This window comes from Oceanobacter antarcticus, from assembly GCF_044962685.1.
Classification (GTDB): domain Bacteria; phylum Pseudomonadota; class Gammaproteobacteria; order Pseudomonadales; family Oceanobacteraceae; genus Oceanobacter; species Oceanobacter antarcticus.
On the sequence record NZ_JBBKTX010000021.1, the window covers coordinates 64475 to 90950 of the forward strand.

The 26476-nt window shown below is 52.3% G+C and carries 26 protein-coding genes; 14 read left to right on the top strand and 12 right to left on the bottom strand.

What is annotated here, in order from left to right; genetic code table 11:
• Nucleotides 1-4: 4 nt before the first annotated feature.
• From WG929_RS15965 to WG929_RS16000, 8 genes are all read left to right on the top strand, one after another.
• Complete coding sequence (locus WG929_RS15965) at nt 5-2263, top strand: chemotaxis protein CheA (protein WP_416206872.1); 2259 nt, start codon at nt 5-7, stop codon at nt 2261-2263.
• 58 nt (nt 2264-2321) lie between these two features.
• Entirely contained in the window at nt 2322-3476 is a 1155-nt protein-coding gene (locus WG929_RS15970) for a protein-glutamate methylesterase/protein-glutamine glutaminase (protein ID WP_416206873.1), read from the top strand.
• 109 nt (nt 3477-3585) lie between these two features.
• Nucleotides 3586-4374 carry a ParA family protein gene (locus tag WG929_RS15975; protein ID WP_369854914.1) on the top strand — a complete coding sequence of 263 codons (789 nt, stop codon included), beginning with the start codon at nt 3586-3588 and terminating at the stop codon, nt 4372-4374.
• Nucleotides 4367-4717, top strand: a complete 351-nt coding sequence (locus WG929_RS15980; RefSeq protein ID WP_416206874.1) for a hypothetical protein — start codon at nt 4367-4369, stop codon at nt 4715-4717. Before WG929_RS15975 ends, WG929_RS15980 begins: the two co-directional genes overlap by 8 nt.
• Nucleotides 4718-4722: 5 nt before the next feature.
• Nucleotides 4723-5715 (top strand): chemotaxis protein CheW, encoded by a 993-nt coding sequence (locus tag WG929_RS15985; RefSeq protein WP_416206875.1) that lies wholly within the window; start codon nt 4723-4725, stop codon nt 5713-5715.
• Between the two features lie 138 nt (nt 5716-5853).
• Nucleotides 5854-6336: a chemotaxis protein CheW gene (locus tag WG929_RS15990; protein WP_416206876.1), complete on the top strand. Its 483-nt coding sequence runs from the start codon at nt 5854-5856 to the stop codon at nt 6334-6336.
• An 18-nt stretch (nt 6337-6354) separates the two neighbouring features.
• The gene (locus tag WG929_RS15995; RefSeq protein WP_416206877.1) at nt 6355-6744 is read left to right on the top strand and encodes a DUF2802 domain-containing protein; all 390 of its coding nucleotides are present in this window, start codon (nt 6355-6357) and stop codon (nt 6742-6744) included.
• An 86-nt stretch (nt 6745-6830) separates the two neighbouring features.
• A complete protein-coding gene (locus tag WG929_RS16000) occupies nt 6831-7142 on the top strand; it encodes a hypothetical protein (RefSeq protein ID WP_416206878.1) in 312 nt (103 codons plus the stop codon).
• Nucleotides 7143-7321: 179 nt separating this feature from the next.
• Here the strand turns inward: WG929_RS16000 and bcp are convergent, their stop codons facing one another.
• The 4 genes from bcp to nrdA form a co-directional block, all read right to left on the bottom strand.
• Nucleotides 7322-7804 (bottom strand): thioredoxin-dependent thiol peroxidase, encoded by a 483-nt coding sequence (gene bcp, locus WG929_RS16005; RefSeq protein WP_416206879.1) that lies wholly within the window; start codon nt 7802-7804, stop codon nt 7322-7324.
• A 41-nt stretch (nt 7805-7845) separates the two neighbouring features.
• Nucleotides 7846-8340 (bottom strand): class I ribonucleotide reductase maintenance protein YfaE, encoded by a 495-nt coding sequence (gene yfaE, locus WG929_RS16010; protein WP_416206880.1) that lies wholly within the window; start codon nt 8338-8340, stop codon nt 7846-7848.
• Nucleotides 8340-9470 (bottom strand): class Ia ribonucleoside-diphosphate reductase subunit beta, encoded by a 1131-nt coding sequence (gene nrdB, locus WG929_RS16015; protein WP_416206881.1) that lies wholly within the window; start codon nt 9468-9470, stop codon nt 8340-8342. The genes yfaE and nrdB overlap by 1 nt, the downstream gene beginning before the upstream one ends.
• Before the next feature lie 174 nt (nt 9471-9644).
• Nucleotides 9645-11924, bottom strand: coding sequence for a class 1a ribonucleoside-diphosphate reductase subunit alpha (gene nrdA / locus WG929_RS16020; protein WP_416206882.1), 2280 nt, complete (start codon nt 11922-11924; stop codon nt 9645-9647).
• A 744-nt stretch (nt 11925-12668) separates the two neighbouring features.
• Between nrdA and WG929_RS16025 the strand changes: the two genes are divergently transcribed.
• Together WG929_RS16025 and WG929_RS16030 are read left to right on the top strand one after the other, a co-directional pair.
• On the top strand, nt 12669-13409 hold the full coding sequence (locus WG929_RS16025) for a response regulator (protein ID WP_369854904.1): 741 nt from the start codon (nt 12669-12671) through the stop codon (nt 13407-13409).
• A gap of 139 nt (nt 13410-13548) precedes the next feature.
• Entirely contained in the window at nt 13549-15093 is a 1545-nt protein-coding gene (locus tag WG929_RS16030; RefSeq protein ID WP_416206883.1) for an ATP-binding protein, read from the top strand.
• A 39-nt stretch (nt 15094-15132) separates the two neighbouring features.
• Here WG929_RS16030 and WG929_RS16035 read toward each other — a convergent pair whose 3' ends face one another.
• Entirely contained in the window at nt 15133-16056 is a 924-nt protein-coding gene (locus WG929_RS16035) for a LysR family transcriptional regulator (RefSeq protein ID WP_416206884.1), read from the bottom strand.
• 500 nt (nt 16057-16556) lie between these two features.
• Here WG929_RS16035 and WG929_RS16040 point away from each other — a divergent pair, with 500 nt between their 5' ends.
• The gene (locus WG929_RS16040) at nt 16557-17630 is read left to right on the top strand and encodes a GGDEF domain-containing protein (protein WP_416206885.1); all 1074 of its coding nucleotides are present in this window, start codon (nt 16557-16559) and stop codon (nt 17628-17630) included.
• A 2-nt stretch (nt 17631-17632) separates the two neighbouring features.
• On the opposite strand, the gene argF is transcribed toward WG929_RS16040, so the two are convergent.
• Both argF and WG929_RS16050 read right to left on the bottom strand, forming a co-directional pair.
• A complete protein-coding gene (argF, locus tag WG929_RS16045; RefSeq protein WP_416206886.1) occupies nt 17633-18541 on the bottom strand; it encodes an ornithine carbamoyltransferase in 909 nt (302 codons plus the stop codon).
• Between the two features lie 22 nt (nt 18542-18563).
• A complete protein-coding gene (locus WG929_RS16050; RefSeq protein WP_416206887.1) occupies nt 18564-19733 on the bottom strand; it encodes an aspartate aminotransferase family protein in 1170 nt (389 codons plus the stop codon).
• Between the two features lie 406 nt (nt 19734-20139).
• Between WG929_RS16050 and WG929_RS16055 the strand changes: the two genes are divergently transcribed.
• Nucleotides 20140-20568, top strand: a complete 429-nt coding sequence (locus WG929_RS16055) for a hypothetical protein (RefSeq protein WP_416206888.1) — start codon at nt 20140-20142, stop codon at nt 20566-20568.
• Between the two features lie 41 nt (nt 20569-20609).
• On the opposite strand, the gene rimK is transcribed toward WG929_RS16055, so the two are convergent.
• Genes rimK through WG929_RS16070 form a run of 3 tightly spaced genes read right to left on the bottom strand, consistent with a single transcriptional unit; the run spans nt 20610 to nt 22262 of the window.
• Complete coding sequence (gene rimK, locus WG929_RS16060) at nt 20610-21515, bottom strand: 30S ribosomal protein S6--L-glutamate ligase (RefSeq protein ID WP_369854898.1); 906 nt, start codon at nt 21513-21515, stop codon at nt 20610-20612.
• Nucleotides 21516-21520: 5 nt separating this feature from the next.
• Nucleotides 21521-21940, bottom strand: coding sequence for an ATP-dependent zinc protease family protein (locus WG929_RS16065; RefSeq protein ID WP_416206889.1), 420 nt, complete (start codon nt 21938-21940; stop codon nt 21521-21523).
• Complete coding sequence (locus WG929_RS16070) at nt 21933-22262, bottom strand: MaoP family protein (protein ID WP_416206890.1); 330 nt, start codon at nt 22260-22262, stop codon at nt 21933-21935. The genes WG929_RS16065 and WG929_RS16070 overlap by 8 nt, the downstream gene beginning before the upstream one ends.
• 131 nt (nt 22263-22393) lie before the next feature.
• Here WG929_RS16070 and WG929_RS16075 point away from each other — a divergent pair, with 131 nt between their 5' ends.
• Both WG929_RS16075 and WG929_RS16080 read left to right on the top strand, forming a co-directional pair.
• Nucleotides 22394-23293, top strand: a complete 900-nt coding sequence (locus WG929_RS16075; protein ID WP_416206891.1) for a LysR family transcriptional regulator — start codon at nt 22394-22396, stop codon at nt 23291-23293.
• Nucleotides 23293-24264 (top strand): alcohol dehydrogenase catalytic domain-containing protein, encoded by a 972-nt coding sequence (locus WG929_RS16080; protein WP_416206892.1) that lies wholly within the window; start codon nt 23293-23295, stop codon nt 24262-24264. Before WG929_RS16075 ends, WG929_RS16080 begins: the two co-directional genes overlap by 1 nt.
• Before the next feature lie 114 nt (nt 24265-24378).
• Here the strand turns inward: WG929_RS16080 and queE are convergent, their stop codons facing one another.
• Both queE and queC read right to left on the bottom strand, forming a co-directional pair.
• Entirely contained in the window at nt 24379-25077 is a 699-nt protein-coding gene (gene queE, locus WG929_RS16085; RefSeq protein ID WP_416206893.1) for a 7-carboxy-7-deazaguanine synthase, read from the bottom strand.
• The gene (queC, locus tag WG929_RS16090) at nt 25074-25745 is read right to left on the bottom strand and encodes a 7-cyano-7-deazaguanine synthase QueC (protein ID WP_416206894.1); all 672 of its coding nucleotides are present in this window, start codon (nt 25743-25745) and stop codon (nt 25074-25076) included. Before queC ends, queE begins: the two co-directional genes overlap by 4 nt.
• Nucleotides 25746-26476 lie beyond the last annotated feature (731 nt).

Genomic DNA, 26476 nt, shown 5'->3' on the forward strand with positions numbered 1-26476 from the left:
ATGAATGAGCTTCGATGCTGATGAAGAGATCCTCCAGGATTTCCTGGTAGAGGCTGGCGAGATTATCGAGCTGTTATCCGAACAGTTGGTCGATCTCGAGCAGCGTCCGGATGACAAGGATCTGCTCAATGCTATCTTTCGCGGTTTTCATACCGTCAAAGGAGGAGCCGGGTTTTTACAGCTGTCGCCGCTGGTGGATTGCTGTCATGCCGCAGAAAACGTGTTCGATACCCTGCGTAATGGCCTGCGTGGGGTCAATGCCGATCTTATGGATGTGGTACTGCAGGCGCTGGATTGCGTGAACGAAATGTTTGATGACGTTCGTGCCAGCCGCCCGCCGCAGTCAGCCGATCCTGGCTTGATACACCAATTGCATTTGCTGGCGGAGCCCGAGTCCGGGGATGCTGAAGTTGTGGGTGGTGTTACTGAGCCTGTGAACGACACCAAGGCCGCAGAAACAGTGACTGTCAGCGGAGCAAATCCTGCGGCTGGGTTGGTCGATGACCACGATATTACCGACGATGAATTTGAACAGCTGTTGACGGCACTGGATGGTGACGCCGTTGCACCAGTAGCACCAGCGCCAACCTCATCTGTGTCAGAGCCAGCGGCTGACGACGACGACCTGTTTGACTTGCCGGCGGTTTCGGCGACGAGTGGCGATGAAATTACCGAAGATGAATTTGAAGCCCTGCTGGATCAGATTCATGGCAAGGGCAAGCACAGCAGCACTCCGGTGTCGCCAGCAGATGACGCATCCTGCGAGCGGGAAACAACATCAGAAAGCAGTGAGCCAGAGGATATTTCCCGGTCTGCGGATCTGATTACCGATTCTGAATTTGAAGAATTGCTCGATCGTCTGCATGGCAAGGGCAAGCACACGTTTGCTGGTGCAGATGACAGCGAGGCGGCAGTAACACCTGCTCTACCGCCGGCTGCGTCTGGCGCTGCAGAAACAGCGGTCCCTGTCGCCCAGCCTGAGCCGGTCAAGGCCGTTGTGCCAACGCCGATCAGTGCTGCGGTCAAACCGGCGACAAAAGCCGCCGACAGCGGACGCAAGGCAGTGGAGAAAGACTCGTCCTCGGAAACAACCGTCAGGGTCGATACCAAGCGCCTTGACGATATTATGAACATGGTTGGCGAGCTGGTGCTGGTGCGTAATCGTCTGGTACGGCTGGGCCTGAAGAGCCAGGATGAATCCATGGCCAAGGCGGTGGCTAATCTGGATGTGGTAACGGGCGATTTACAGTCGTCGGTGATGAAAACCCGGATGCAGCCGATCAAAAAAGTGTTTGGTCGTTTTCCTCGTGTGGTGCGTGATTTGGCCCGGCAACTGAAAAAAGAAATTAATCTGGAATTGCGCGGCGAAGACACGGATCTGGATAAAAACCTGGTTGAAGCATTGGCAGACCCGCTGGTTCACTTGGTGCGGAATTCTGTCGACCATGGTGTCGAGACACCCGCAGAACGGGAACAGGCAGGTAAACCACGCGTCGGGCTGGTGATTCTGTCGGCGGAGCAGGAAGGTGATCATATCCTGCTGCAGATTCAGGATGACGGCAAGGGCATGGACGCCGAAGTACTGCGCAGCAAGGCGGTGGAAAAAAATGTCATGGATCAGGATGCTGCTGACCGGCTGACGGAGCAGGATTGTTTTAACCTGATTTTTGCTCCGGGTTTTTCGACCAAGGAAGAAATATCCGATGTCTCGGGCCGTGGCGTGGGCATGGACGTGGTGAAAACCAAGATTACCCAGCTCAATGGCATTATCAGTATTGATTCCAAGCCAGGAGCAGGTACAACCATCCGTATCAAAGTGCCGTTGACGCTGGCGATTATGCCGACCTTGATGGTGATGCTGAAAAACCAGGCGTTCGCCTTCCCGTTGGTCAGCGTCAACGAAATTTTCCATCTCGACCTGACCCAGACCAATATCGTTGATGGTCAGGAAGTGGTGGTGGTGCGTAACCGGCCGATTCCGCTGTTTCATCTCAAGCGTTGGCTGATTCGTGGCGAGGCCAGTTCTGGCGCAGATGCCAGTGGACATGTGGTGGTGGTCTCGGTGGGCACCAAGAGCGTCGGATTTGTGGTGGATCAGTTGATTGGGCAAGAAGAGGTGGTGATCAAGCCGCTTGGTAAAATGCTGCAAGGCACGGCGGGTATGGCTGGAGCCACCATTACTGGTGATGGCCGTATTGCTCTGATTCTGGATATACCCAGCATGCTGAATCGTTACGCTGCACGTCATTCTTCGGCGGCTTGATCGCCACATTCTCTTTTGCAGAAACCCGGCATTGCCGGGCTAATGGGACTTCACGACTATGGCCATTCGTGTGCTGGTGGTAGATGACTCCGGCTTTTTTCGCCGCAGGGTTGCCGACATTATAAATGCTGATCCGCGCATGACGGTTATTGGCGACGCTTCTAACGGTCGTGAGGCTATTGAGCTGAATGATTCCCTCAAGCCCGATGTAATTACCATGGATTACGAGATGCCAGTGATGGATGGCATTACCTCGCTGCGTAATATCATGATACGGCGGCCGGTGCCGGTGTTGATGTTTTCGTCTCTGACCTTTGAGGGTGCCAGGGTCACTCTGGATGCCCTGGATGCGGGTGCCCTGGATTATCTGCCGAAAAATTTTGATGCGGTGGCCAAAGGCACAGCGGACATGCGGCGGCAATTGACCGAAAAAATTGTCGCGGTGTCTGCCTGCCGTATGGGTCGACAGGACAAGATGGCCGAGCCGTCAGTGACAACCAGCAAGGCGGTAGCGGAAGTGCCGGTTACGTCAGCGCCGCTCGTGACAGTTGCTCCTGCGGTAACCGTGGCATCCGGTACCGTCCGGGCTGACCGGGATCAGGCACTTGCGCCAGCAGTCCGGGAGTCTGCTCCTAAACAGTTGAAGGGAGTGGAGCTGGTACTGATCGGTACTTCTACCGGCGGTCCTGCGGCATTGCAGACATTGTTCAAAAGTTTGCCGGCCAACTTTCGTAAACCGGTGATTATTATTCAGCACATGCCGGCATCGTTTACTCAGGCATTTGCCGAACGCCTTAACAGCATCAGTTCCCTCAACGTCAAGGAGGCAAAGGATGGTGATCGGATTGTTCCCGGTCACGTTTACGTTGCACCGGGCGGGATGCAGCTGATGGTTGAAAGCCGCGGGCAAGCGGCTATCCGCATTCGCGAAAGTGATGAACGAGTGAATTATCGCCCTAGTGTGGATATTGCCTTTGCATCAGCAGCCAAGCATTTTGGTGCCAGTGCTCTCGGTGTTGTGCTCACTGGTATGGGCGCAGACGGCAGAGAAGGTGCACGGCTGATGAAAGCAAGCGGTGGCCATATCTGGGCCCAGGACGAGGCCAGCAGTGTGATTTATGGCATGCCGATGGCGGTTACCAAGGCTGGCTATGTGGATGATGTGGTTGCGCTCAAGGATGTCGGGCTCAAGTTGGCCACCGAGCTGGTTTGATTGCATCTTGCTTTGCAGGTTGGTCGACATCTGTGCGGCATCCTGAAACGACGAATTGGCAACCAGCGGCAAAGTGTTTCCGCGCTGCCGTTAACCTGAGGTAATCAGAGTGCGAGTCTGGTCGATTGCAAATCAGAAAGGTGGCGTGGGTAAAACCACCAGCGTGGTAACGCTGGGTGGCTTGCTTGGTCAGCGTGGCCACCGGGTATTGCTGGTGGATCTGGATCCTCACGGCTCACTGTCGAGCTATTTCAAACTCGATCCTGACAGTCTTGAGCACAGTATGTATCAATTGTTTTTTAACAATAATTGCAAAAATCGCGATTATATCGGCCAGGTGATCCGACCGACGAGTTTACGGAATGTGCATTTATTGCCTGCGGCGACCTCGTTGGCAACGCTGGAGCGCCAGGTCAGTGGCCAGGAAGGCATGGGTCTGGTGTTGTCACGCTCACTGGCTCAGGTATGGGATGAGTACGACTATGCCTTACTGGATACGCCACCGATTTTGGGAGTGCTGATGGTGAATGCCCTGGCGGCTTGCCAGCAGCTGGTGGTTCCGACCCAGACCGAACATTTGGCGCTGAAAGGGCTGGAACGTATGGTGCACACCTTAAAAATGGTGATGCGTTCACAACGGCGGGAATTGCCGTACCTGATTGTGCCGACACTGTTTGACCGTCGTACCCTGGCTTCGGTGACGACGCTGAAAGAGATGCGTCGTATCTATCGTGACAAGCTGTCACCGGAGCCGATCCCGGTGGATACCCGCTTGCGTGATGCCAGTCAGCTGGGTCTGTTTCCTCATCAGCTGGAAGACGAAAGCCGGGGAGTTCGCGCCTATCGCCATTTACTCAGCTTGCTGGATAACGAGATTGAGAAGGCGAACCATGGTTGATACGAGTCTGTGTGTTGATGGTGTGGTGTCGGGTTATCTGGATACCTTGCTGGCGGACAGCGCAACGGTTGAAACCGATTGGGATAGCTTGCTGGCGCAAGCCATATCAGTGCCACACGATAAGGTGAAGCCGGCCAGTCTGCTGTGCCATAGCAGCTCGTTGCGTCCGGGAATGGCACTGGTGCCGTTACAACCTTGTGGCGGCAGTCGTCCACGAGGGCTGCCGCTGCAATTGCTGGACAGCTTGTCGTTGTTGCGCCAGTTGCCGCGTGGCACCCGCTTACAGCAGCAGGTACTGCAGTCTTGCGGACAGTTGATGCTTAGGCTTGATTTGTGCGGGTGATGTCAATGGCCACTAAAAAACGACAAAACCTGGTTGATGGTGTACTGCAGGACTATCTGGATGATTTGCTGGGGCTGGATGATGTATTTGCCGACCCGGCTTCTGATGCTTCCGCTGTTGATAACTCCGGTGACACGGTGGGGGGGGTGCAACCCTGCGTCCTTCCTGATCCCTTTGCACCGGCCAAGATGAGTATTGCTGTCGACGCAATATTGGTGCCCGGCGCGGCCAAAAACGTCGATGTTTCCCAGCCTGCCGGTCTGCCACGGTTTGCCGATCCACCGGCTGAATTGACGCCGCCTTTGCCGGATCTTGCGGTGGCGAAAGAAGTGGCTGTTGCAGTGCCTGCACTGACAATCCCTGACCTGGCCACAGTACCGGCAATGGTGGTGCCACATGATGTCATTCAGTCAGTCAGCGTGGAGCCAGCGAATGTCACCCTGAATCCAAGCCGATCCACTGAAGTTGCTGACACGGAACATCGTCATGAACTTGACGGAAAATCCGATCTGGCGTCGTTAAATTGGCAATCAGGTAACGGCGTCGACTGTCTGCTATTTACGGTATCTGGATTAAAACTGGCCATTCCCCTGCCTTTACTGGGTGGGGTTCACAAGGTGAATGAGCGTGTGACGCCTCTGTTTGGCCAGGCCAGCTGGTCGCTGGGGGTGTGGCAAGGGGATGATCTCAAGCTGACCATCATCGACAGTGCCCAGCTGATCATGCCGGAGCGTGGCACTCGACTGGCCGACGACGGTTACGATTATTTTATTCAGCTGGATCGATCCCCATGGGCTCTGGCCTGTCAGGATATTCTCGATACCGTCAAACTGGATAACAACGCCATCAAGTGGCGCGGAGAGGCCAGCAAGCGCCGTTGGCTGGCAGGTACGGTAATCAAGGAAATGTGTGCCTTGATCGATGTGCCCGGGCTGCTGCAATTATTGGAAAACAGTCGCCGTAAAGGTTCTCTCAACGAGGGCGCTCACGTCCGTTGAACCCGCAAATTCTCCAGCTGTGTGAGTGTCACAATATTTCTTTCCTTCCAACTGGTACACATTGTGCTCTGATCTATAGTTAAGAGCGGTTCGTCATGTTTACGTCAGACTGCGGCCTTTCTTTGTGAGGATGTTTTTATGTCAGCGATTGCCGGAAATAAAAGTGCAGAAGATCCCGTACTGCAGTGGGTCACTTTTCGATTGGAGAACGAGAGTTACGGCATCAATGTGATGCAGGTGCAGGAAGTATTGCGCTACACCGAGATTGCCCCGGTACCGGGTGCGCCGCCTTATGTACTGGGTATTATTAATTTGCGCGGGAATGTGGTCACAGTTATCGACACCCGCTTGCGATTTTCTTTGCCGGGCGCTGATACCACGGATCAGACTCGTATTGTGATTATCGAAGCGGAAAATCAGGTGGTCGGGATTCTGGTCGATGCGGTCGCCGAGGTGGTGTATTTACGCCAGTCAGAAATAGAAACGACCCCGTCTGTGGGAAATGAGGAGAGCGCCAAGTTTATTCAGGGTGTTTGCCATAAAAATGAAGAGCTGCTGATCCTGGTCGATCTGGAAAAGTTGATGACCGATGAAGAATGGTCAGAGTTACAGGGCCTGTAAGGCCTGAAGGACGTCATCATGTTGCCTATCTCGTTTGAACAAGTCGGGTTGTTGGCTGCCGTTGTTGCGCTGGTGATCGGGCTGGTTGCGCTTGCCCGCGTGCGTTCTGTGCTGGTTCGGCTGGAAAAACGTTGCGCCACACAGAACAGCGAGCTGGTACTGTTACAACAGAATCAGCAAGCCATGAATCAGAGCGTGGTGGGCATGGGCAAAAAAATCCGTCACTTGACCCAACGGTTGGGTGAGGCCGAACAACGTAATCTGTTTACGCCCGGAGATGAAGCCTCTTATCAGCAGGCGGCTCGGTTGGTGAGCCTGGGTGCCAGTGCCGGAGAGCTAATGGATCATTGTGGTATGGCTCGTGCGGAAGCAGAGCTGTTGGTGACATTGAAAGGGCGTGCCCATTAATTAAAAAGGCAATTGCAATCGAATTGATGTCGTCAGTATGCTGCCAGTGATACTGATCAATACAACAGGGGAGCGGAACCGCAGGCATGCACATTCACAGGAAAGTGAAGTCGACAGGGATGAGTTACTACCCGACCAACCCCGTCAAGGGGACAGGAGGCACCATGTTGGCCATACTGATTTATCTGGTTTTGGGATCGGGCGCGCTGCAGGTAGTACCTGCCAGTCCCCACGAGCATTGGTTTGCCAGTCGCATTCTTGATGCTACGCAGATGGAATACTCTCCGGAGTTTACTGATTTGTATCTGATTGAAACCTTAGACAAGAGTCGGCTGATTTATATCTATTGTAATAGCAGCAGTTGTTACAAGGTGCGTGGGCAGCTGCAGTTTGTCTGACAGGGGATGATCACCTGTTTGGTTGGATGACTGCGGTGCGAAGATTGCCTTGTTTTTTATTTTCGTAATACTCGAGATAGATGTACTCGAGATAGATGTACTGCGATTTTTCAGATGCCTTCGCGCCTGTCCTGCGGTTCAATCGAACAGCAGGACAGGTGCGAACGAATGCGTGTGTCTTACGGGCGGCTTGCCAGTAACGCAATGACGTCGTCGTGGTGAGTTTTGGTTTTCACCTTGGGCATCACCTGCTGGATCAGGCCATCTTCACCGATAATAAAAGTGATCCGATTAATTCCCAGGTATTCCTTGCCCATGAATTTCTTGAGTCCCCACACGCCGTAGGCTTCAGCAATCTGGTGATCTTCATCGGATAGCAGATCAAAGTTGAGCTGATCCCGATCAATAAACTTTTGTAATCGAGCGGGGGCATCCGGGCTGATGCCGACAGCGACGGCGTTGTGTGCAGCCAGTTCAGCCTGGCTGTCACGCAGTCCGCAGGCCTGGGTGGTACAGCCTGGTGTCATGGCTTTGGGATAGAAATAGAGAATCAGGGTCTTGCCCTGGTAATCACTGAGTGACACGGTTTCACCACGCTGATTCAGGGTGGTGAATGCTGGAGCCTGGGTGCCTGCTTCCGGTAAGACAAGTGCGCTGCTCATAGTGCTCTCCTTATGCTCGTTGGGTTCGTTGCTGCTGGGTATTACAGCTGGATGGTGACGTTGCTGCGTGGAATGCAGCAACATAGCAGAATTTCGCCGTCATTCAGCCAAGCCATCGGGTCACTGGAGTAATGCACTTCGCCATTGATCAAGCGGGCACGACAGCTGCCACAATAGCCTTCCCGGCATTGGAAATGGACATCAATCTGTTGGGCTTCAAGTGATTCCAGTAGATTGCTGGCGTATTGAAAACGGGCCTGACGGCCGTCACTCAGAGCAACGGCAAAGACCGGCGGTGCCATACCTTCCAATTCCAGCTGCGGCGTTTGCTCCGGCTGTTCCGGATCGCTTTCAGGCAAGTACAGCTCGGCCTGTTGCTCGTGGCTGTCAGGTTCGGCTACCGGTGCTTCGAGTTCGAATGGGGGGTGCTGTTCAATATTGCCATCAAGCGCAAAGTTGTCTTCTGCTGGCGCAGGTTGTGGCTGGCTGGAGGGAGCGCCAGAGGCATGCCTCTGGCGTAGATCTGTACGACTCATCAAAGATCAAAGTCGCCGAGGTCGTTGGTGTCTACTTCGCTGTCGAGGGCACCAACCAGATAGGAGCTGATTTCAGATTCCTGCGGGGCAACCTGGACGTTGTCGCTGTTGAGCCAGGAGTTGATCCAGGGCAGTGGGTTGGAGCGGGCGTCAAAGATACGGTCAAATCCCAGGGCTGCAATACGCTGGTTGGTGATGTATTCAACGTACTGGCACAGAATATCCTTGTTCAGGCCAATCATGGAGCCGTCCTTGAACAGATATTCGGCCCATTCTTTTTCCTGTTGTGCTGCCTCGGCAAAAATACGGATCACATCGGGCTTGCACTCTTCGGCGATGCCAGCAAAGGCAGGATCATCCTGGCCACGGGCAATAATCTGTAGCATATGCTGGGTGCCGGTGAGGTGCAGCGCTTCATCACGGGCAATCAGTTTGATGATTTTGGCATTGCCTTCCATCTTGGCACGTTCGGCAAAGGCAAATGAACAGGCGAAGCTGACGTAAAAACGGATGGCTTCCAGCACGTTGACGGAAACCAGCGTCAGATACAGGCGGCGCTTGAGTTCGTGCATGTTGACCTCAACGATTTGGCCGTTGATGGTGTGACTGCCTTCGCCCAGTTGCTGGTAGTAGTTACTCAGCTCAATAAAACTGTCGTAGTAGCGGGTGACAGAAATGGCGCGGCGGGTGATGTGCTCATTACGGGTGATGTCGTCAAAAATAGCAGCCGGGTTGGGGACGATATTACGGACGATATGGGTGTAGGAGCGACTGTGAATGGTTTCGCTGAACGACCAGGTTTCGATCCAGGTTTCCAGCTCCGGCAGTGATACCACGGGCAAAAAAGCCACGTTTGGGGAGCGCCCCTGAACCGAGTCCAGCAAGGTCTGATATTTCAGGTTGCTGATGAAAATATGTTTTTCGTGTTCCGGCAGGTCGAGAAAATCCTTGCGATCGTTGGTCAGATCCACTTCTTCTGGACGCCAGAAAAATGACAGCTGTTTTTCGATCAGGTTTTCAAAAATCTTGTGTTTTTGTTGGTCGTAGCGGGCAACGTTGACGTGTTCGCCAAAAAACATGGGCTGTTTGAAGGTATCAAATTCGTTGCGGTTGAAGGTGGTGTAGGCCATAGCCAGTATCGTCTCGCCTGGCCGTATACGGCCGTTGTCATTCTTCGGGTTGGAATGACCCGCATGCCGATCCCTGCACGGCGGGCTACTGCCGCTACCATCAATCGGTGATCGATTGTAGCGGCCTTGTACATGGGTAGAAAGTGTATCGGCAGAAAGTACGATAGCGTCGTACTAGATTTTGCAGGCTCCGCCAGCGCAGTCGTCGTCTTCCTGGATCGCGTCTTTCTGAGGATCTTCCATACCGTCACGGGTGTTGTGATAGTACAGGGTTTTGACGCCAAATTTATAGGCCATCAGTAGATCGCGCATCAGTTGTTGCATGGGAACCTTGTTACCGCTGAAGCGTGCCGGGTCATAGTTGGTGTTGGCGGAAATCGATTGGTCGACAAATTTCTGCATGATACCAACCAATTGCAGGTAGCCCTGGTTGCTGGGAATTTGCCACAGCAGTTCGTAGGCTCCTTTCAGGGTTTCGTACTCAGGCACCACCTGTTTGAGAATACCATCCTTGCTCTGTTTGACACTGATATAGCCTCGTGGTGGCTCGATGCCGTTCGTCGCGTTGCTGATCTGGGAGGAGGTCTCCGAGGGCATCAGGGCGGTGAGGGTCGAGTTACGCAAGCCATGTTCCTTGATATCGGCTCGCAGGGCTTCCCAGTCGTAGTGCAGCGGTTCGTCACAGAAGGTATCGATATCCTGCTTATAGCTGTCGATTGGCAGAATACCCTGGGCATAGGTGGTGTCTTCAAACAGCGGACAGGCACCTTGCTCTTGCGCCAGCCTGACAGAAGCGCGCAGCAGCCAGTACTGAATGGCTTCAAAGGTTTTGTGAGTCAGGCCATTGGCGGAGCCGTCGGAATAACGGACACCGTTTTTTGCCAGATAGTAGGCATAGTTGATGACGCCGACACCCAGGGTACGACGTCCCAGGCTGCCTCTTTCGGCGGCGGGCACCGGATAATCCTGGTAGCTGAGCAGGCTGTCGAGGGCTCGAACAATCAGATCAGACAGTTCTTCCAGTTCATCCAGGTTTTTCAGTATACCGAGGTTAAAAGCCGCCAGCGTACAAAGGGCGATTTCGCCGTTTTCGTCGTTGACGTCCATTAACGGTTTGGTCGGCAGGGCAATTTCCAGACAGAGGTTGGACTGACGTACCGGTGCTTTTTTCGGATTAAATGGACTGTGGGTGTTGCAGTGGTCAACGTTCTGGATGTAAATGCGGCCAGTACTGGCGCGTTCCTGCAGCATGCTGGAGAACAGGTCGACGGCCTTGATGGTTTTCTTGCGAATGCTGTCGTCTTGCTCGTACTTGTTGTACAGCTGCTCGAAGCGTTCCTGATCTTCAAAGAAGGCATCGTACAGGCCGGGAGCATCCGATGGCGAGAACAGGGTGATGTTGCCATTTTTTATCAGGCGTTCGTACATCAGCTTGTTAATCTGCACGCCGTAGTCGATATGACGTACCCGGTTTTCTTCTACCCCTCGGTTGTTCTTCAATACCAGCAGGGATTCGACTTCGTAATGCCAGATCGGGTAGAACAGGGTGGCTGCACCACCACGAACGCCACCCTGGGAACAGGATTTAACGGCCGTCTGGAAGTGTTTGTAAAACGGGATACAACCGGTGTGGAAGGCTTCGCCACCGCGGATCGGGCTGCCCAGGGCACGGATGCGACCACCGTTAATGCCAATGCCGGCACGCTGGGATACGTATTTTATGATGGCGCTGGCGGTGGCATTGATGGAATCGAGGCTGTCACCGGCTTCAATCAGCACGCATGAGCTGAATTGGCGCGTGGGGGTTCGGACACCAGCCATAATGGGGGTTGGTAACGACAATTTGAAGGTCGAAACGGCATCGTAGAAGCGTTTGATGAAGTCGAGTCGACGATCCTTTTCATAGCCGCTGAACAGGCAGGCGGCAATCAGCAAGTACAGGAACTGGGCACTTTCAAATACCTCGCCAGTAACGCGATTCTGCACCAGGTATTTGCCTTCCAGCTGTTTGACGGCAGCATAGCTGAAATTGAGGTCGCGGCTGTGGTCGAGGAATGTCTCCATTTCGGCATAGTCAGCTTCGCTGTAGTCTTCCAGCAGGTGGCTGTCGTAGCGTTTTTGGTCGACCAGTTTACGTACATGATCCAGTAATGCCGGTGGTTCATACTGACCAAAAGCTTTTTTGCGCAAGTGAAAAATATTCAGTCGTGCAGCCAGGTACTGATAGTCCGGTGCTTGATCGGAAATCAGATCCGCAGCTGCCTTGATCAGGGTCTCGTGTATTTCAGAGGTCTGAATGCCATCAAAAAATTGCAGATGGGCACGAAGCTCAACTTCGGATACGGAGACGTTATTCAGTCCCTCCGCAGCCCAGGTGACGACCTTGTGAATCTTATCGAGATCCAGCGGTTCTTGACGACCGTCGCGTTTACTGACTTTGAGAGCGCTATTCATGTTAATTGTGCCTGTACTCGAAGGTATTCTGATCACGTCCATGCTTGAAAGTCACCAACCTTTGCCAGTTGTCGTTACTCATCTGATCCTGTCTAACCGGATGCAAGCAAGTATGGGTCAAAGGAGGGAATCCTGATGTGTGCTTGTTTCAATATTAGCCATGAATGTTTGCAATTAGCCCTGTTTTCCGGGTTGCAGCTGATTTCTGGCTTGTTCGTGTTGAACGTACATTGTGTGCCTGATATTAGCATCAAGCTGGCCTGAGGAATGGGGCGATTGAAGGTGCATGGTAATACAGCGTGTTCCACAGGTTTGGTTGGAAACGGCACAAGATAATGGGCCTTGGCGGGGGATTCAACCCCATATGTTGTGTGGCCACTTGTCAGAGCGGACAACGGCTGTATGTCAAGATGTGGATAAGGTGTGTATGAGATGTGGGTGAATGTCAGTGCCTTGCCTCTTGGCTTCAGCGGACTGGCCTGAAGGCCGCATTGTTGCTGGTATGTTGCTGGATGATGGTTAAAATGCCCGTTGCCACGAGTGCTCAGGTAAGTTTTTGTGCATTTGTGGAGGCTTCAGTCTATGGTTAGAACAACAACTTCTGTCACAGGATTCAGAAGTGCATAAAAAGTAAACAGTCGTCTGATTGTGTCCGGCCGGGTTACCCGGATAACCGCCTGCCAATCGGATTTGGGATGAACAACGCGTTTTCGGGCATAACCCTGGTGCTGGAGAGCTGATTGGATGGCAAACGTAGAAATGGCACATGACTCGGATGAAAACTGGCGCATCCTGATTGTTGAAGATGACGAACGACTGGCTGCCCTGACCAAGGATTATCTGGAAAGTAATGGCCTGAGTGTGGCTATCGAAGGTGATGGTGCTCGGGCGATTGATCGGATCAAGACGGAACAGCCGGATCTGGTGGTGCTTGATTTGATGCTGCCGGGTGAAGATGGCCTGGCCGTTTGTCGGCTGGTACGCCCTCACTACCGTGGGCCGATTCTGATGCTGACAGCCCGGACCGAGGATCTGGATCAGGTGCTGGGTCTGGAAATGGGGGCCGATGATTACGTCGCCAAACCGGTACGGCCGCGAGTGTTACTGGCCAGAATCCGGGCCTTGTTACGCCGGGTTCGTGATGTGGTGGAGGTGGTCAGTGAAGAGTCCAACCAAGAAAATCGTCTGACGTTCGGTAATCTGGTGGTTGACAGCGCCATGCGGGAAGCCTGGCTCGAAGGGCGCAGTATTGATTTGACCAGTGCCGAGTTCGATCTGCTCTGGCTGTTGTGTAACAGTGCCGGGCGAGTGTTGACGCGAGAGGAAATTTTCCATCAGTTACGCGGTATCGAATACGATGGTCAGGATCGTTCGATTGACGTAAGAGTATCTCGTATTCGTCCCAAGGTGGGTGATGATCCGATGAATCCCCGTCGTATCAAAACGGTGCGCAGTAAGGGGTATCTGTTTGTGAAGGAGCTGTAATGGGGTTGCCATTGCTGGCAATGGCGTCCCTGCGGCATCCTATTCGACACGCGTGCGGTATCGTCTCGAAGCGGTGCAGATTCAGAAATAAACTGGATAATCAGGGTTCACAGTACTGTGAGCGGTTGGCAGGTTATCGATGAGTGGCATTTTCCTGCGGGTGTATGGCGCGCTGATACTGGCTATTGTCGGCATTTCTGTTTTCTGTTTTCTGTCGCTGAATCTTATTCATCATATTCGTTACCATGAATACTGGGAGCGGGATCTTGGCCGCGCGCTGCAGGTCTTGAACGCTGGCGAGTCTGGGATACGTTTTCGCCAGACGCTGGAGCAGGCTTGGCTTGATCAGTCTGATCTGGCGCGGCTGAACAGCCATCAGCGTTATCGTTTGTCCCAAGGCCAAGTGGTCGCCTCCCTTGATAATTCCAGTTTGCGGCTTAGCTTGCTGGAGGCTGTCGAGAGTAGTGGTGCAGAGGATTTGTTCGCTGTTGATGCCGATCCCCTCACTGTCTCAAACAGCGTTGCTACTTTTTATTTTAATGCCAATGCAGAGCTGGCCTGGACACATTTTGCCGAGTTGGTTCGGCATCATTTTCTGGTGTCGGGGATGGATGGTGACGTCTATGCGGAATGGCTGGCCGTGCAGCTGGCTGTTCCGGTACGGCTTACCATCATGCGCACCGCACCGATATATCCCGTTGCAGCCCGGCTGGTCGATGTGCCATTGGGGGATTATCACCATTTACTGATTGGCCCGTTTACGGCTCCCCAGGAGACGCCTTATCACGCCTGGGTTGTCCTCGGCTTGATTGCTGTTTTAGTGTTTGCGCTGGTGGTCTTCTGGTTGGTTACGACGATGGAATCCGGTTTGCGAGATCTGGATCAGGTGACTGGCCGTCTGGCACAGGGGTATCTGTCTGCACGTATCGCGGTGACCGGCATGGATCCAGTCAATCGTCTGGGTAACTCTTTTAACAAGATGGCAGAACATATTCAGCGCTTGATCGGGATTCAGCGGGAGATGTTGCGTGCGGTATCCCATGAGTTGAGGACACCAGTTGCCCGGTTGCGCTTTGGCTTGCAAATCATTGAAGACGAAGTTGAGAACCCGTATCTGAAAAAACAGATCCGGGGAATGGATGCGGATATTCAGGAGCTGGATCAGCTGATTGATGAAATCCTGACTTATGCCCGCCTGGAAGAGGGCGGGCCCTTGCTCGAATTCCAGGAAGTGGAGTTGACCGATATCGCTCGCCAAGTGGCGGCAGAAGCCCGGCCCGCAGGGCAGATAGAGGTGCGGTTTCTGGAAAGTGAACGATTGCACGATAGTTTGGCAGAGGTAGAGCCAAGGTATATCCATCGGGCGGTACAGAATCTGGTTGGTAATGCCTGTCGTTATGCCAGTTCCCGTGTTCAGGTGAGTTGCAGTGTGGCGGTGGACACCTGTCGGATTGATGTGGAGGACGATGGCCCTGGTATTCCCGAAGAGCAGTGGTCGAGGGTGTTTGTTGCATTTGCTCGCTTAGATGACAGTCGTACTCGCAGTTCCGGTGGTTATGGCTTGGGGTTGTCCATTGTTCGACGTATTGCATACTGGCACGGTGGACGTGCCATTGTGGGTCGCAGTGAGCAACTGGGTGGCGCCAGGTTCAGTCTGGTCTGGCCGCGTTACCATATAGACTAGCAAGCTGGCGTTACTGGCTCCGCTGTTGTTATTTGATTGTTATTTTAACGTGCGTATGGGCTCAATACCTTGCAGGTGTTCAAAGCAGGTATCGATAGAGAGACTCAGGAAGTCCTTGATGTAGCTGTCGTCTTGCTGATCAGCCCGGATTGCAGCATACAGGGTTGGCCAGATGCCTTTCCCCAACGGCAAGGCGCTGATCAGTTTAGCATCCAGGTACGGCTGTAATGCCCAGTTCGGCAAGCAGGCAACGCCGCGCCCACTGGCGACCAGCTGAATCATCATCAGTGTCAGTTCGGTCTGGCGATTGGCACTTGGTTCTATCCCCGCAGGCAGCAGAAAGTGTTGATAAATATCCAGGCGTTTCCGTTCAACCGGGTAGTGAATCAGGGTTTCTGACGCCAGATCGGTGGCTGAGGCCTGGGCCTGACCTGACAATGGGTGCTGATTGGAGACCGCCAGCAGGGATTGATAGCGGAATAGCGGACGATAGTGAATACGGCTGTCAGGCTCCGGGTCGGAGGTAATGACAAGGTCAATGTCTCCTCGGGTAAGCGCAGGTAAGGGATCAAAATGGAAGCTGGTGGTCAGGTCTATTTCCACATCCGGCCAGTGATCTCGAAAACGGTTAATCGCTGGCATCAGCCATTCAAAGCAGCTGTGGCATTCAATGACCATGTGCAAGCGACCGGTTTCGCCACCCGCCAGTTTTTTTAAGGCCAGTTCACACTGACGTAACTGGGGTAGTATCTGATCAGCCATCTGCAGCATTTCCAGCCCGGCACGAGTGAAACGTAACGGCTTGGATTTACGCACAAAAAGTCTGACTCCCAGCTTGTCTTCCAGATCCTTGAGCTGGTGGGACAGCGCCGACTGTGTCAGGTACAGCCGTTTGGCGGCTTCGACAAGAGTACCGCCATCACGTAGCGCTATGAGTGTTCTGAGATGTTTGATTTCCAGCATAATTTTGAATTTTATTCATTTTATTGAGTAATGGCATGATATTAACTCAAGTAGAATTCTGGAAGCACAGCATGATTTTTTCTGCACCACAAAACTGGCCGATAGCGTAATGTCCACGTTGTAATACCGCTGGCTTGTCTTGGTCGGGATCTGTAGCCATTGTACGTTAGCCGGATCAAGCGTCTTCGGACAGGCAATTTTTGCTTCGGTAATTGGCTTGTATACCGGTAGCTGATTCTGGTGGTTACGTGAAATACTTGGTTTTGACTTTGGCAGTATTCTGTTCACTTGATCCATCTGCCAGTCGTAGGGTATGTCATTATTGAGGTGGAATACGGTGTTCTATACGGTGTTGGTGACCCAGGTGTTGGTCATGCTGTCTGCTGAATGGCTCTGACTGACCCGGACAATCTCTTCTGCAGGTACTTCTGCCGGTGATTGACAAACAACATGACATCAGCTTTTTGCGTCAGTTTTCTTGCAGGATAAGGGTTTATCAGGTGAATCATTTGTATCGGGATATCTATCGACGTCATGCGTTGGCACTGGTTGGTGCCTTGTTGTTTACGCTGTTATATGGCTTTGGCGGGATGTTGTTCGGGGACACTGCCTGGATGATAGAACTGGCCATAGCGTTCTGGTGTGGGCTGATTTTAATCAGTTACTGGTTCTGGAGCGGACGTAGCCAGAGTTTCCGAGATTCCGGCCTGACATTACCCTATCTGGTGTGGTCGATCATGTTTGTCACCTTGGCGATTGTGATCGTCCCGTCGGTGCATCAGATGATGATGATGGCTTATTTGGCGATGCTTCCTTTTGGCATTCTGGGGCTGGGATGGCGTGCGCTGATGGGAATTTGCTTGCTGATTGTCGGTTGTTATTCAGGGGCTGTGCTGACGCTGCAATATAGCGCTGCCGGGCCATTTGAATCAGTGCGTGAACTGTTGTTGGGGATCGCCTTTACCTTGGCAGTGATGTCGTTCGGGATAGTGGGACGTGAATTTGTATTATTGAGGGATGCTTTAGGCCGCAAGAACCGTGAGTTGCGCTTAGCGCTCGCCAGAATTGAAGAGCTGTCGACCCGGGATGAAACGACGGGGCTGATCAATCGCCGGCACTTTGTTAAAACGCTGATGGACAAACGTGCCATGTCTCGCCGGGATGGCGGTCCGTTTGTGGTTGCGCTGGTTGAAATCGATCATTTTGATGAAGTTTGCACTGAATTTGGTGAGTTCCGGGTTGAACAGATGTTGGCAGATGTGGCCCAACTGATGCTTGTGATCGTACGTGAGGTGGATGAGGTGGCCTGTTTCGGCAGGGATAAGTTTGCTTTGATGTTGTCTGGAGCCCAGTTAATTGCGGGTGAGCAGGTGGTTGAGCGGATTCGCAAACGAATTGCTGAACAGCCAATGGCAGAGGGGATGATCTCGATAACCATTTCTGCCGGGGTTGTTCAGTACCAGCCGTCGGAATCGGTGGATGCCTTGTTACATCGCACCGATGCTCTGGTTGTCGAGGCCCGGAAGCAAGGCCGCAACCAGGTTGTCTCGCAGGGATTAACCGCGTTTGACTGACGCTATTTCTGTGTCTGATTGAGCAGGAATTCTATCAGGGCTTTTTGTGCATGCAGGCGGTTTTCAGCCTCGTCCCAGACCACGGCACGCGGGTCGTCCATCAGCGTAGTGCTGATCTCTTCACCCCGGTGAGCAGGCAGGCAATGCATAAACAGTACGTCGTCGGCTGCTTGATCCAGCAGGGCTTCAGTCACCTGATAATGTCTGAATTTACGCAGCCGTTCTGCTTGTTCTTCTTCCTGGCCCATGGAGGCCCAGACATCGGTAACAATCAGATGTGAGTTTCTGACTGCTTCTTCCGGTGATGCCATCAGGGTGACCTGGTCAGCACAACTGGCCAGTAACTCAGCGTTGGGTTCAAATCCTGCCGGTACAGCGATGTTGAGGTGGAAGCCGAACTGAACCGCTGCGTTAATGTAGGACTGACACATATTGTTGCCATCGCCGATCCAGGTGACAGTTTTGCCTTTGATAGAGCCTCGGTGTTCGATAAAGGTCTGCATGTCGGCCAGCAGCTGACACGGATGGTAATCATCCGTTAAGGCGTTGATAACCGGTACTGCTGAGTGTTTGGCGAACAGCTCAATATCGGCATGATCAAAGGTGCGAATCATGATGATATCAACCATACGAGACAGTACCCGTGCACTGTCTTCGATGGGCTCACCGCGGCCCAGTTGGGTATCTCGTGGCGACAGAAAAATAGCGGCACCACCGAGTTGTGTCATGCCGGCTTCAAAGGACACTCGTGTACGAGTGGAGGATTTTTCAAAAATCATCCCCAATACCTGGTTTTTGAAGGGTTCATAGACGTCATGGCGATGTTGCATGGCCTTGAGTTCTATCGCCCGTTGTAATACCTGGCTCAGCTCCTCTGAAGTCAGATCCATCAGCGTTAAAAAATGTCTCACAGCAGTTCCTTCGTTGTATCGATCAATCTAGCGAATCAATCAGGTTGCACACGATGTCGATGATCTTGTCGGCATCATCCTTGTGGAGGTTCAATGCTGGCAATAGTCGGATGACGTTGCCTGCAGTGACATTCAGCAGGATGCCGTATTCCAGACCTCTGGCCATCAGCTCGGAGCAATCCCGATCCATCACCAGTCCCATCATCAGGCCTCGACCGCGAATATCAATAAGATGAGGGTTGTTTTGCAGGCGTTGGCGGAACCCGGTGGCCAGGTATTCACCCATTTCCCGTGCGTTGGCACAGAGATTGTCAGCTTCAATGGTTTCTACTACCGACAGGGCAACGGCGCTGCAAAGCGGATTGCCGCCATAGGTGCTGCCATGGCTGCCAGGCTGCAGTACTTCGGCCGCTGCACCGCGAGCCAGACAGGCACCGATCGGAATTCCATTGCCCAGACCTTTGGCGGTTGTGACGACGTCGGGCACAAAACCAAGTTGTTGGTATGAAAAATAGCTGCCTGTACGTCCGTTACCGGTTTGGACTTCATCGACCATCATCAACCATTTGTGCTGGTCGCAGAGTGCCCGGACTCCTTGCAGGTATTCGAGGCTGGCGGTTGCCAGGCCGCCTTCTCCTTGCACGGTTTCGAGCATTACCGCCACGACATTACTGGCATTGACGCCAGCGACTTTGGTCAGGGTATCCAGATCATTGTACGGGACACGGATAAAACCGCTTAATAGCGGGCCAAAACCTTCTTGCGCCTTGGCATTACCAGTGGCTGTCAAGGTCGCCAGCGTTCGACCGTGAAATGCTTTGCTCATCACGATAATGACAGGTTCATGAATACCGCGCTGATGACCGTATTTACGGGCAATCTTGATGGCTGCTTCGTTGGCTTCTGCACCAGAATTGGAGAAGAACACATTGTTCATGCCGGAAATACGCACCAGCGCATCAGCCAGTGCCTGTTGTCGCTCGATACCGTAGAGGTTGGACGTGTGTATCAGGCGGCCAGCTTGTTCAGTCAGTGTGTTGCTGATAGCCGGGTGGGCATGACCTAGTCCGCATACGGCAATACCGCACAAGGCATCCAAGTAGGTCTTTCCATCGGTATCTGTCAGCCAACTCCCTTTACCTGAGGTAAAAGTAACGGGCAGGCGGCCATAGGTGTTCATGATCGCAGTCATACAGGACGGGTTCCTCAAAACGCAAAAAGGCAGCCTTGGCTGCCCGGTAAGTTATCGACTATACGAAAGCCTTTGTCTGAAGTAAACGGTTTTTGATGGGCATAATGGCTAGCATATTAATCGGAATGCGACGGGGTTCTGCATTGATAAAAATGATGAATGACCAGAGTTCGGCTGGTGTCAGCGGCTAGAATGGATCATGCCTGATCATGCTATTGATGCCATTTGTTGATGCAGTATCTTATATGCTGAAGATAAAATTAATTTGTTGGTCGCGTACTGCGTTCCTGCCTACAGTCTCCTCCAGATACGCCATTTAGAGCCATATCTATCAAATTACGGCGCTGAAATTACGGCGTTAGAAATCAACACACGGTATTCATTGTGTCACTGATGAACTGCGCTTTTGTTGATTGTTCACCTTGTTTTTTCATCGTTTGCTGCGTTTTTAGATGGTTCCTATAGTCTGCACCGGGAGTACACTCGTTTGAAAAAACACACGCCGATAAGATGCCGCATGCATGCTGGCGGTTGTTCTATACGCTATGTATTAGTAGGAATGTTGACTTGTTTCAGTGTGGCTGTATCAGCGTTTGGCGTTGATGATGACAGCGAGGCTAATAGTGCGGAAGAAACAGCGTCTTTGGAGAGTGTGGAGGCAAACACTGATACTGTTGATCGTCGTGCACTTGCCAGTGATTCTGAGACGGGCAGTGACGTTGATTATCGTCGTCAAATTCAGGCTGAATGTCGCGAGCAGATCGTGACTCTGGAACTGGTTGGTCAGGAACAGGCGGATTATTTACGCCTGTGTCTGAGTCAATATGGTCTGTGAGCCGAGGCCGCCACTAGTCTGGGGCCTCTGGCTGCAGCCGGTTAGCCTTGTCCGCGGGTACGGGTGTGATTAATCCGGGCATTTTTTTCGATAAACAGCATGATTTTGCTGGCAACATCAATGCCAGTCGCCTCTTCAATTCCTTGAATACCCGGTGAGGAGTTGACTTCCATAACGACAGGGCCGTGGTTCGACCGTAAAATATCGACACCTGCCACATTTAATCCCATGGTACGGGCAGCGCGAACAGCTGTTGCACGTTCGTCAGGGGTGATCTTGATCAGGCTGGCTGAGCCGCCTCGATGAAGATTGGAGCGAAATTCACCTTCGGCTGCCTGGCGTTTCATGGCCGCTACGACCCGGTCGCCAACTACAAAACAGCGGATGTCTGCACCGCCAGCTTCCTTGATAAATTCTTGTACCATGATATTGGCTTTCAGCCCCATAAAGGCTTCGATGACGCTTTCTGCGGCTTTGCGGGTTTCTGCCAGTACAACACCAATGCCCTGAGTACCTTCCAATAGCTTGATGACCAGTGGTGCGCCACCAACCATTGAAATCAGATCTGGAATGTCATCCGGGCTGTGAGCGAATCCCGTCACTGGCAGGCCAATGCCTTTGCGTGACATTAACTGCATGGATCTGAGTTTGTCTCTTGAGCGGCTGATGGCGACGGATTCATTCAGCGGATACACGCCCATCATTTCAAACTGGCGCAGCACGGCGGTGCCATAGAATGTAATGGATGCACCAATACGCGGTATTACAGCGTCATAGTCCTTGAGCTCGTTACCCTGATAATGGATCGACGGCTCTACGCTATTGATATTCATATAGCAGTGCAGAGTATCGAATACGGTCACTTCGTGACCTCGCTGCTCCCCAGCTTCTACCAGGCGTCGTGTCGAGTAGAGTTTTGGATTGCGCGAAAGAATCGCGATTTTCATGGTGTTTATTTGCTCAAATAGGTGTGTTCAACGTCAACGACGAAGCGGCCGCTAATGGCTTCTCTGCCCAAGAGCATTGGATACTTCATGCTGCCTCTGTGGGTAAGGCTGAGTTCGATAGGCCACTGCTGACCCGCGATATTAACCTGTGTACTGATAACATAGCGATAGCTGCGTGAGCCGTTTGAGCTGGCAATGCGTCTGCGGGCCAGTACCTGCGCTTCACATATTTGGTCAATGCGCATTTTTTCACGACTGAACAACACATGAAAGCGTACCCAGTCCTGGTCGTCACGCTGGAAGACATTGATATGTTCCGCATGCAGACTGCTGGAGCATGCGCCCGTGTCGACCTTGGCGTGACATAGAATACCAAAGTCAGGAAGAGACAGGACTTCGAGGTAGCCCAGTGCCGGCTTAGTCATCGGTGTCGATGGTTTCATTGACGCCGTCAGTCACTGCGGCAGAGGATGCAGTAAAGTACACCTGTTTACGGCGTAATGCTGACAGGTATAAACACCAGGATTTCTCAATATCGGTCGTGGCTGCTTCAGTTCCATGACAGACCGCAACAAAATGTGTTTCGACTTCGTCGGCTGGCTCTTGTATGCCTTCATGCAGGGCTTTTAACGTGACGCCGAGGGTTTCAAGAATATTCGCCTGGGCGCGGGTAAAGTCACCGGAACGATGAAAACCACGCGGAAAGTTGCGATCATCAAAGTATTTTTTAGGGCTGGCAAAACTCATGACTTGGTTCCCCTGTGGACGACATCTATCGTGCTGGCTGGACGCCAATGCTGTTTCGGCGGAGTATGGTCAGGGCACTTTGTGCGGTAAAACAAAAAATACTTATCGTAACGAACATATAAATTGGTCAAATGGATACTGAACTGCTTAAAACTTTTATGGAAGTCTCCCGTACCCGTCATTTTGGTCGGGCGGCAGAAAATCTTTATTTGACCCAGTCTGCGGTCAGTTTTCGTGTGCGTCAGCTGGAAGGGTTGCTGGGTGTCGAGTTGTTTTCGCGGCAGCGCAACAATATTCAGTTAACGACGGCTGGTGAAAAACTGATGCCTCTGGCGGAAAGTACGGTGCGTCTTGAACAGAAAATACGCCAGGAAGTCGCTGCGGAGGAGGGCCAAAGCCAGCAAATGGCTGTGGGTGCCACTCCCAACCTCTGGGACGGTTTTTTGCAACAGCAGATGGCGGGGTTGCTGGATCGGGTTGATGGCTTGTCGCTGACTGCTGTTGCTCATAGTAGCGGTAATCTGATTCGCCAGATACTGGAGCGTACTCTGGATCTGGCATTTCTGTTTGATGCACCGAAAGTGGATGAACTGACGACATTGGAAGTGGCGCATTTGCCCCTGTACCTGTGTTCGTCGGTGTCGGATATGACGATCAGTGAAGCGCTTGACCATGGATACGTGCTAGTGGATTGGGGAACAGCTTTTCAAGCGCAGCACAATCGACAGCTGAAATTGACGAGTACGCCAGCGTTGCAAACCAATACCGGGAGGATTGCACTTGACTGTATCCTGTCGAGAGGCGGTGCAGCCTACCTACCCTGGGGATTGATTGCGGGGGCTCTTGATCAGCAAGAGTTGTTTCTTGTCCAGGATGCCCCGGTCATTCCAAGAACCGTTTATGCCAGCTTTCACTCAAACGGTGGCAGCGAACATTTGATCGATACAGTGATCCGACAAATTGCCGCAGCTGAAACCAATACGCATCCTCTGGTTCACCATTTGGATGACGGAATAGGAACAGAGTCCTGATGATAAATGCCAAAGCGATGGTTTTTACCCAATACGGCGATCCGGACGTGCTGACCTTACGCTCGATAACGTTAGCTGAGCCTGACAAGGGGGAGTTGCTGCTCAAGGTATTGGCGGCTGGCTTCAATCCACTCGATACCAAAGTACGCTCCGGACTGGCACCGGTGGCAACCGAGTCCGGTACCATTGGCTGTGATTTGTGTGGAGAGGTCGTTGCCATTGGCGAGGGTGTGGATGCGTTTGCTGTTGGTGACCGCGTCTACGGCATGACGGGTGGTGTACGGGGAACCATGGGCACGGTGTGTGAGTATGTGCTCGCTGATGCCCGATTGGTGGCCCCGGCGCCTGCTAACCTGACAAACGAAGCAACGGCTTGCTTGCCAGTGGTGTCTTTGACTGCGATGGAGGTGCTGCAACGCTTGCGCCCTCAGCCCAAAAGTCGGCTGCTTATTCTGGGCGGGCTTGGCGGTGTTGGCCGGATGGTGCTGCAACTGGCATTACACCGTGGCATAAAGGTAACAGCAACAGCGGGTAGCTCAGAACGTTTAGAGACATTGCGAAAGATGGGGGTCGAAGCGCTGGCTCACCATGAAGTGGCAAACCTTGTCGCCGCAGGAAGGAGTTTTGACTTTGTTGTTGATACCTGTGGTGGAGAAAGTCTGGGTTCTGCATTGAATGCCGTTGCTGTATGGGGAGAAGTGGCCACTATTAATGCTCGTGGTGCTCATGATTTGTCAATGGCCCATGCCAAATCCCTGACGTTGCATGCCGTGTTCAAGGCCCTACCGTTGCTTACTGGTAAGGGGCGGGAAGCGTTGGGCGAAGACCTGGCTCAATTTACATCCTGGGTAGAACAGGGGGTTATTGATGTACCGGAGCCAGAGCGTGTAATGGCTACCAATCTGGCTGCTGTGCATCGTCGATATGAACAAGGTCAGCTACAAGGCAAGGTGGCGCTTGTTTGGCCATAGCCGTTGAATCAATGGGGTGAATCGGTTGTGACACAGGCTGGTACTCAGTGAACAACAGATTCCACATTCCACACTATTATCAATCGTCCAATCGCCGCGAGGTGTCGTCAGCTGTCAGTCTATGCCGATCCATTTGTGGGTCTGCACACTCAGTTTCCACTCAGGGTTTGCCAGGCAGTAGTGCACGGCCGCCTGTACCGGATCGGTGTCTTGTGGCGTAAACAACGGGATATGTTCTCGTGCCGGGGATTGCCGAATAGCCGTCATATCCATGGGTTGCAAGTAGCGATGTGTTGCTTCGATGTGTCTGAATTGGTCAGGCATGGCACCAGGCTGGGGATAAACCAGCTTGAGTTCGTGACATTGTTGCAGAATAACATCGGAGTTTTCTTTCGGGCTCAGGCATATCCAGTCGATGCCTTCCGGGAGGGGGAGTGTGCCGTTGGTTTCAATCGCAATCTCGAACCCCCGCTTGTGCATTGCTTCTACCAATGTGCCATCCAGCTGCAGTGCAGGTTCCCCACCTGTGCATACTATAAAAGGAGAAACGTCCGAGTTGGGCCAAAGATCTCGTAGCAGCGAACAGAGTTCATCTTTTGAGTAGCGGCCGCCATTCTGGCCATCCGTGCCGACAAAATCCGTGTCGCAAAATTGGCAAGTGGCGGCTGCTCTGCCATCCTCCTTGCCATTCCATAAATTACATTTACTGAAACGACAAAAAACTGCTGGCCGACCCGCATGGGTACCCTCCCCCTGAAGGGTATAAAACGCTTCTTTTACCCGGTATATCTTATCTGTCGTCACTGTTGTCATAGAGCAGGGCCTGTTTCGTACGCAAGCGGGTCTGAAATACCATTAAGTGCAAAGGCTTCCAGGCGTTCTACGCAAGAACCACACTTGCCACACGCCTTCTCTCTACCGTTGTAGCAGGTCCAGGTCAGGCTATAATCCAACCCCATTGTCAACCCATCTTTTAAAATTCCGATTTTGTCGCTATCCAGGTACGGGGTCACAATTTCTACCGGCTCGTAATTGGCAATCCTGGCGACGTCATTCATTGCGTGAACAAACTCCGGTCGACAGTCAGGATAGATGGCGTGATCGCCACTGTGAGCGCCGTAAAACACCTTGTTGGCCCCGATATCAACGGCATACCCGATCGCCAGTGACAATAGAATCATATTGCGGTTAGGCACAACGGTAGACTTCATGTTGTCAGCTTCGTAATGACCTTCCGGAATATCCAGATCAGATGTCAACGATGAGGATTGCAGTAATTGATTAATGGCAGTGATGTCTATCACACGATGTGGCAAGCCAAGTGACTGACAAACAGAAGCCGCGTAACGAATCTCCTTGCTGTGTTTCTGCCCATAGTTAAAGGTGAGAGGAAATAGTTCGTAACCGTCTCGGTGGGCACGGTGAAGAATGGTGAAGGAATCCATACCGCCTGAATAGATGACAACTGCTTTCTCGGACATGCGCGCTCCACTGGTATGGGTCAGCCGTTCGCTGCACCCGTTAACAAGGCGATAGCCTGGCTTATGCCAGGCTGAATAGCAGGCATTATACGGACTCTGTCATTAAAGTGAAAAAAACAGTTGACGGCAAAGTTGACGTCCCTATAATGCGCGCCTCCCCACTGCTGATGCGGCGGGGAACGGAACAAGCTTCATGATTTTATGCTCGCTGTTTCGATCTTTAAGAGTGACGTCATCTCGTTTGATCTGACAGCCTCGAAAAGAAAACGAATCAAAGGTGTTGACATTCTGAGTTATCAGCGTATTATTCGCCACCTCGATTCAGGAAGTGATCAGAAAGATGTGTTCACTTCCGGTTGTAAGTAGTTGTTTTTAAAGAAATTTTTGAAAATAACGATTGACAACAGAGTCTGGCGCTGTAGAATGCGCCACACGATTTAGACCTCTGGTCTGGATGGTGAAGGCGGTTTGTTTTGAAGTTGAATCCTCTGGATCACTTTAAGGCGAAATAAAAAAACCGCTTGACAATGGGATTTGATGCTGTAATATGCACAGCCCGCTTCGACGAAACAGTCGAACAGCTCTTTAAAAAATTAAGCATTAAGTAATTCGTGTGGGTGCTTACTGAGATGATCTGAAGTCAAGATTATCAAGAAGTAAGAACTCGTCGAAGATTCATTTACGTGAATGTTAACAGTTTTATTCTTGAGCACGATTTAGATTGGATTTTC

What these genes read in the sequence shown, in the direction of transcription:
- WG929_RS15965 (WP_416206872.1), top strand. Translation starts at nt 5, where the DNA reads ATGAGCTTCGATGCTGATGAAGAGATCCTCCAGGATTTCCTGGTAGAG.
- nrdB (WP_416206881.1), bottom strand. Translation starts at nt 9,470, where the DNA reads ATGGCCTACACCACCTTCAACCGCAACGAATTTGATACCTTCAAACAG.
- bcp (WP_416206879.1), bottom strand. Translation starts at nt 7,804, where the DNA reads ATGAGCAGCGCACTTGTCTTACCGGAAGCAGGCACCCAGGCTCCAGCA.
- WG929_RS15970 (WP_416206873.1), top strand. Translation starts at nt 2,322, where the DNA reads ATGGCCATTCGTGTGCTGGTGGTAGATGACTCCGGCTTTTTTCGCCGC.
- WG929_RS15985 (WP_416206875.1), top strand. Translation starts at nt 4,723, where the DNA reads ATGGCCACTAAAAAACGACAAAACCTGGTTGATGGTGTACTGCAGGAC.
- rimK (WP_369854898.1), bottom strand. Translation starts at nt 21,515, where the DNA reads ATGAAAATCGCGATTCTTTCGCGCAATCCAAAACTCTACTCGACACGA.
- queE (WP_416206893.1), bottom strand. Translation starts at nt 25,077, where the DNA reads ATGACAACAGTGACGACAGATAAGATATACCGGGTAAAAGAAGCGTTT.
- WG929_RS16080 (WP_416206892.1), top strand. Translation starts at nt 23,293, where the DNA reads ATGATAAATGCCAAAGCGATGGTTTTTACCCAATACGGCGATCCGGAC.
- WG929_RS16025 (WP_369854904.1), top strand. Translation starts at nt 12,669, where the DNA reads ATGGCAAACGTAGAAATGGCACATGACTCGGATGAAAACTGGCGCATC.
- WG929_RS16035 (WP_416206884.1), bottom strand. Translation starts at nt 16,056, where the DNA reads ATGCTGGAAATCAAACATCTCAGAACACTCATAGCGCTACGTGATGGC.
- queC (WP_416206894.1), bottom strand. Translation starts at nt 25,745, where the DNA reads ATGTCCGAGAAAGCAGTTGTCATCTATTCAGGCGGTATGGATTCCTTC.
- WG929_RS16070 (WP_416206890.1), bottom strand. Translation starts at nt 22,262, where the DNA reads ATGAGTTTTGCCAGCCCTAAAAAATACTTTGATGATCGCAACTTTCCG.
- WG929_RS16000 (WP_416206878.1), top strand. Translation starts at nt 6,831, where the DNA reads ATGCACATTCACAGGAAAGTGAAGTCGACAGGGATGAGTTACTACCCG.
- WG929_RS16050 (WP_416206887.1), bottom strand. Translation starts at nt 19,733, where the DNA reads ATGACTGCGATCATGAACACCTATGGCCGCCTGCCCGTTACTTTTACC.
- WG929_RS16030 (WP_416206883.1), top strand. Translation starts at nt 13,549, where the DNA reads ATGAGTGGCATTTTCCTGCGGGTGTATGGCGCGCTGATACTGGCTATT.
- nrdA (WP_416206882.1), bottom strand. Translation starts at nt 11,924, where the DNA reads ATGAATAGCGCTCTCAAAGTCAGTAAACGCGACGGTCGTCAAGAACCG.
- WG929_RS16075 (WP_416206891.1), top strand. Translation starts at nt 22,394, where the DNA reads ATGGATACTGAACTGCTTAAAACTTTTATGGAAGTCTCCCGTACCCGT.
- WG929_RS16065 (WP_416206889.1), bottom strand. Translation starts at nt 21,940, where the DNA reads ATGACTAAGCCGGCACTGGGCTACCTCGAAGTCCTGTCTCTTCCTGAC.
- WG929_RS15995 (WP_416206877.1), top strand. Translation starts at nt 6,355, where the DNA reads ATGTTGCCTATCTCGTTTGAACAAGTCGGGTTGTTGGCTGCCGTTGTT.
- WG929_RS15990 (WP_416206876.1), top strand. Translation starts at nt 5,854, where the DNA reads ATGTCAGCGATTGCCGGAAATAAAAGTGCAGAAGATCCCGTACTGCAG.
- yfaE (WP_416206880.1), bottom strand. Translation starts at nt 8,340, where the DNA reads ATGAGTCGTACAGATCTACGCCAGAGGCATGCCTCTGGCGCTCCCTCC.
- WG929_RS15980 (WP_416206874.1), top strand. Translation starts at nt 4,367, where the DNA reads ATGGTTGATACGAGTCTGTGTGTTGATGGTGTGGTGTCGGGTTATCTG.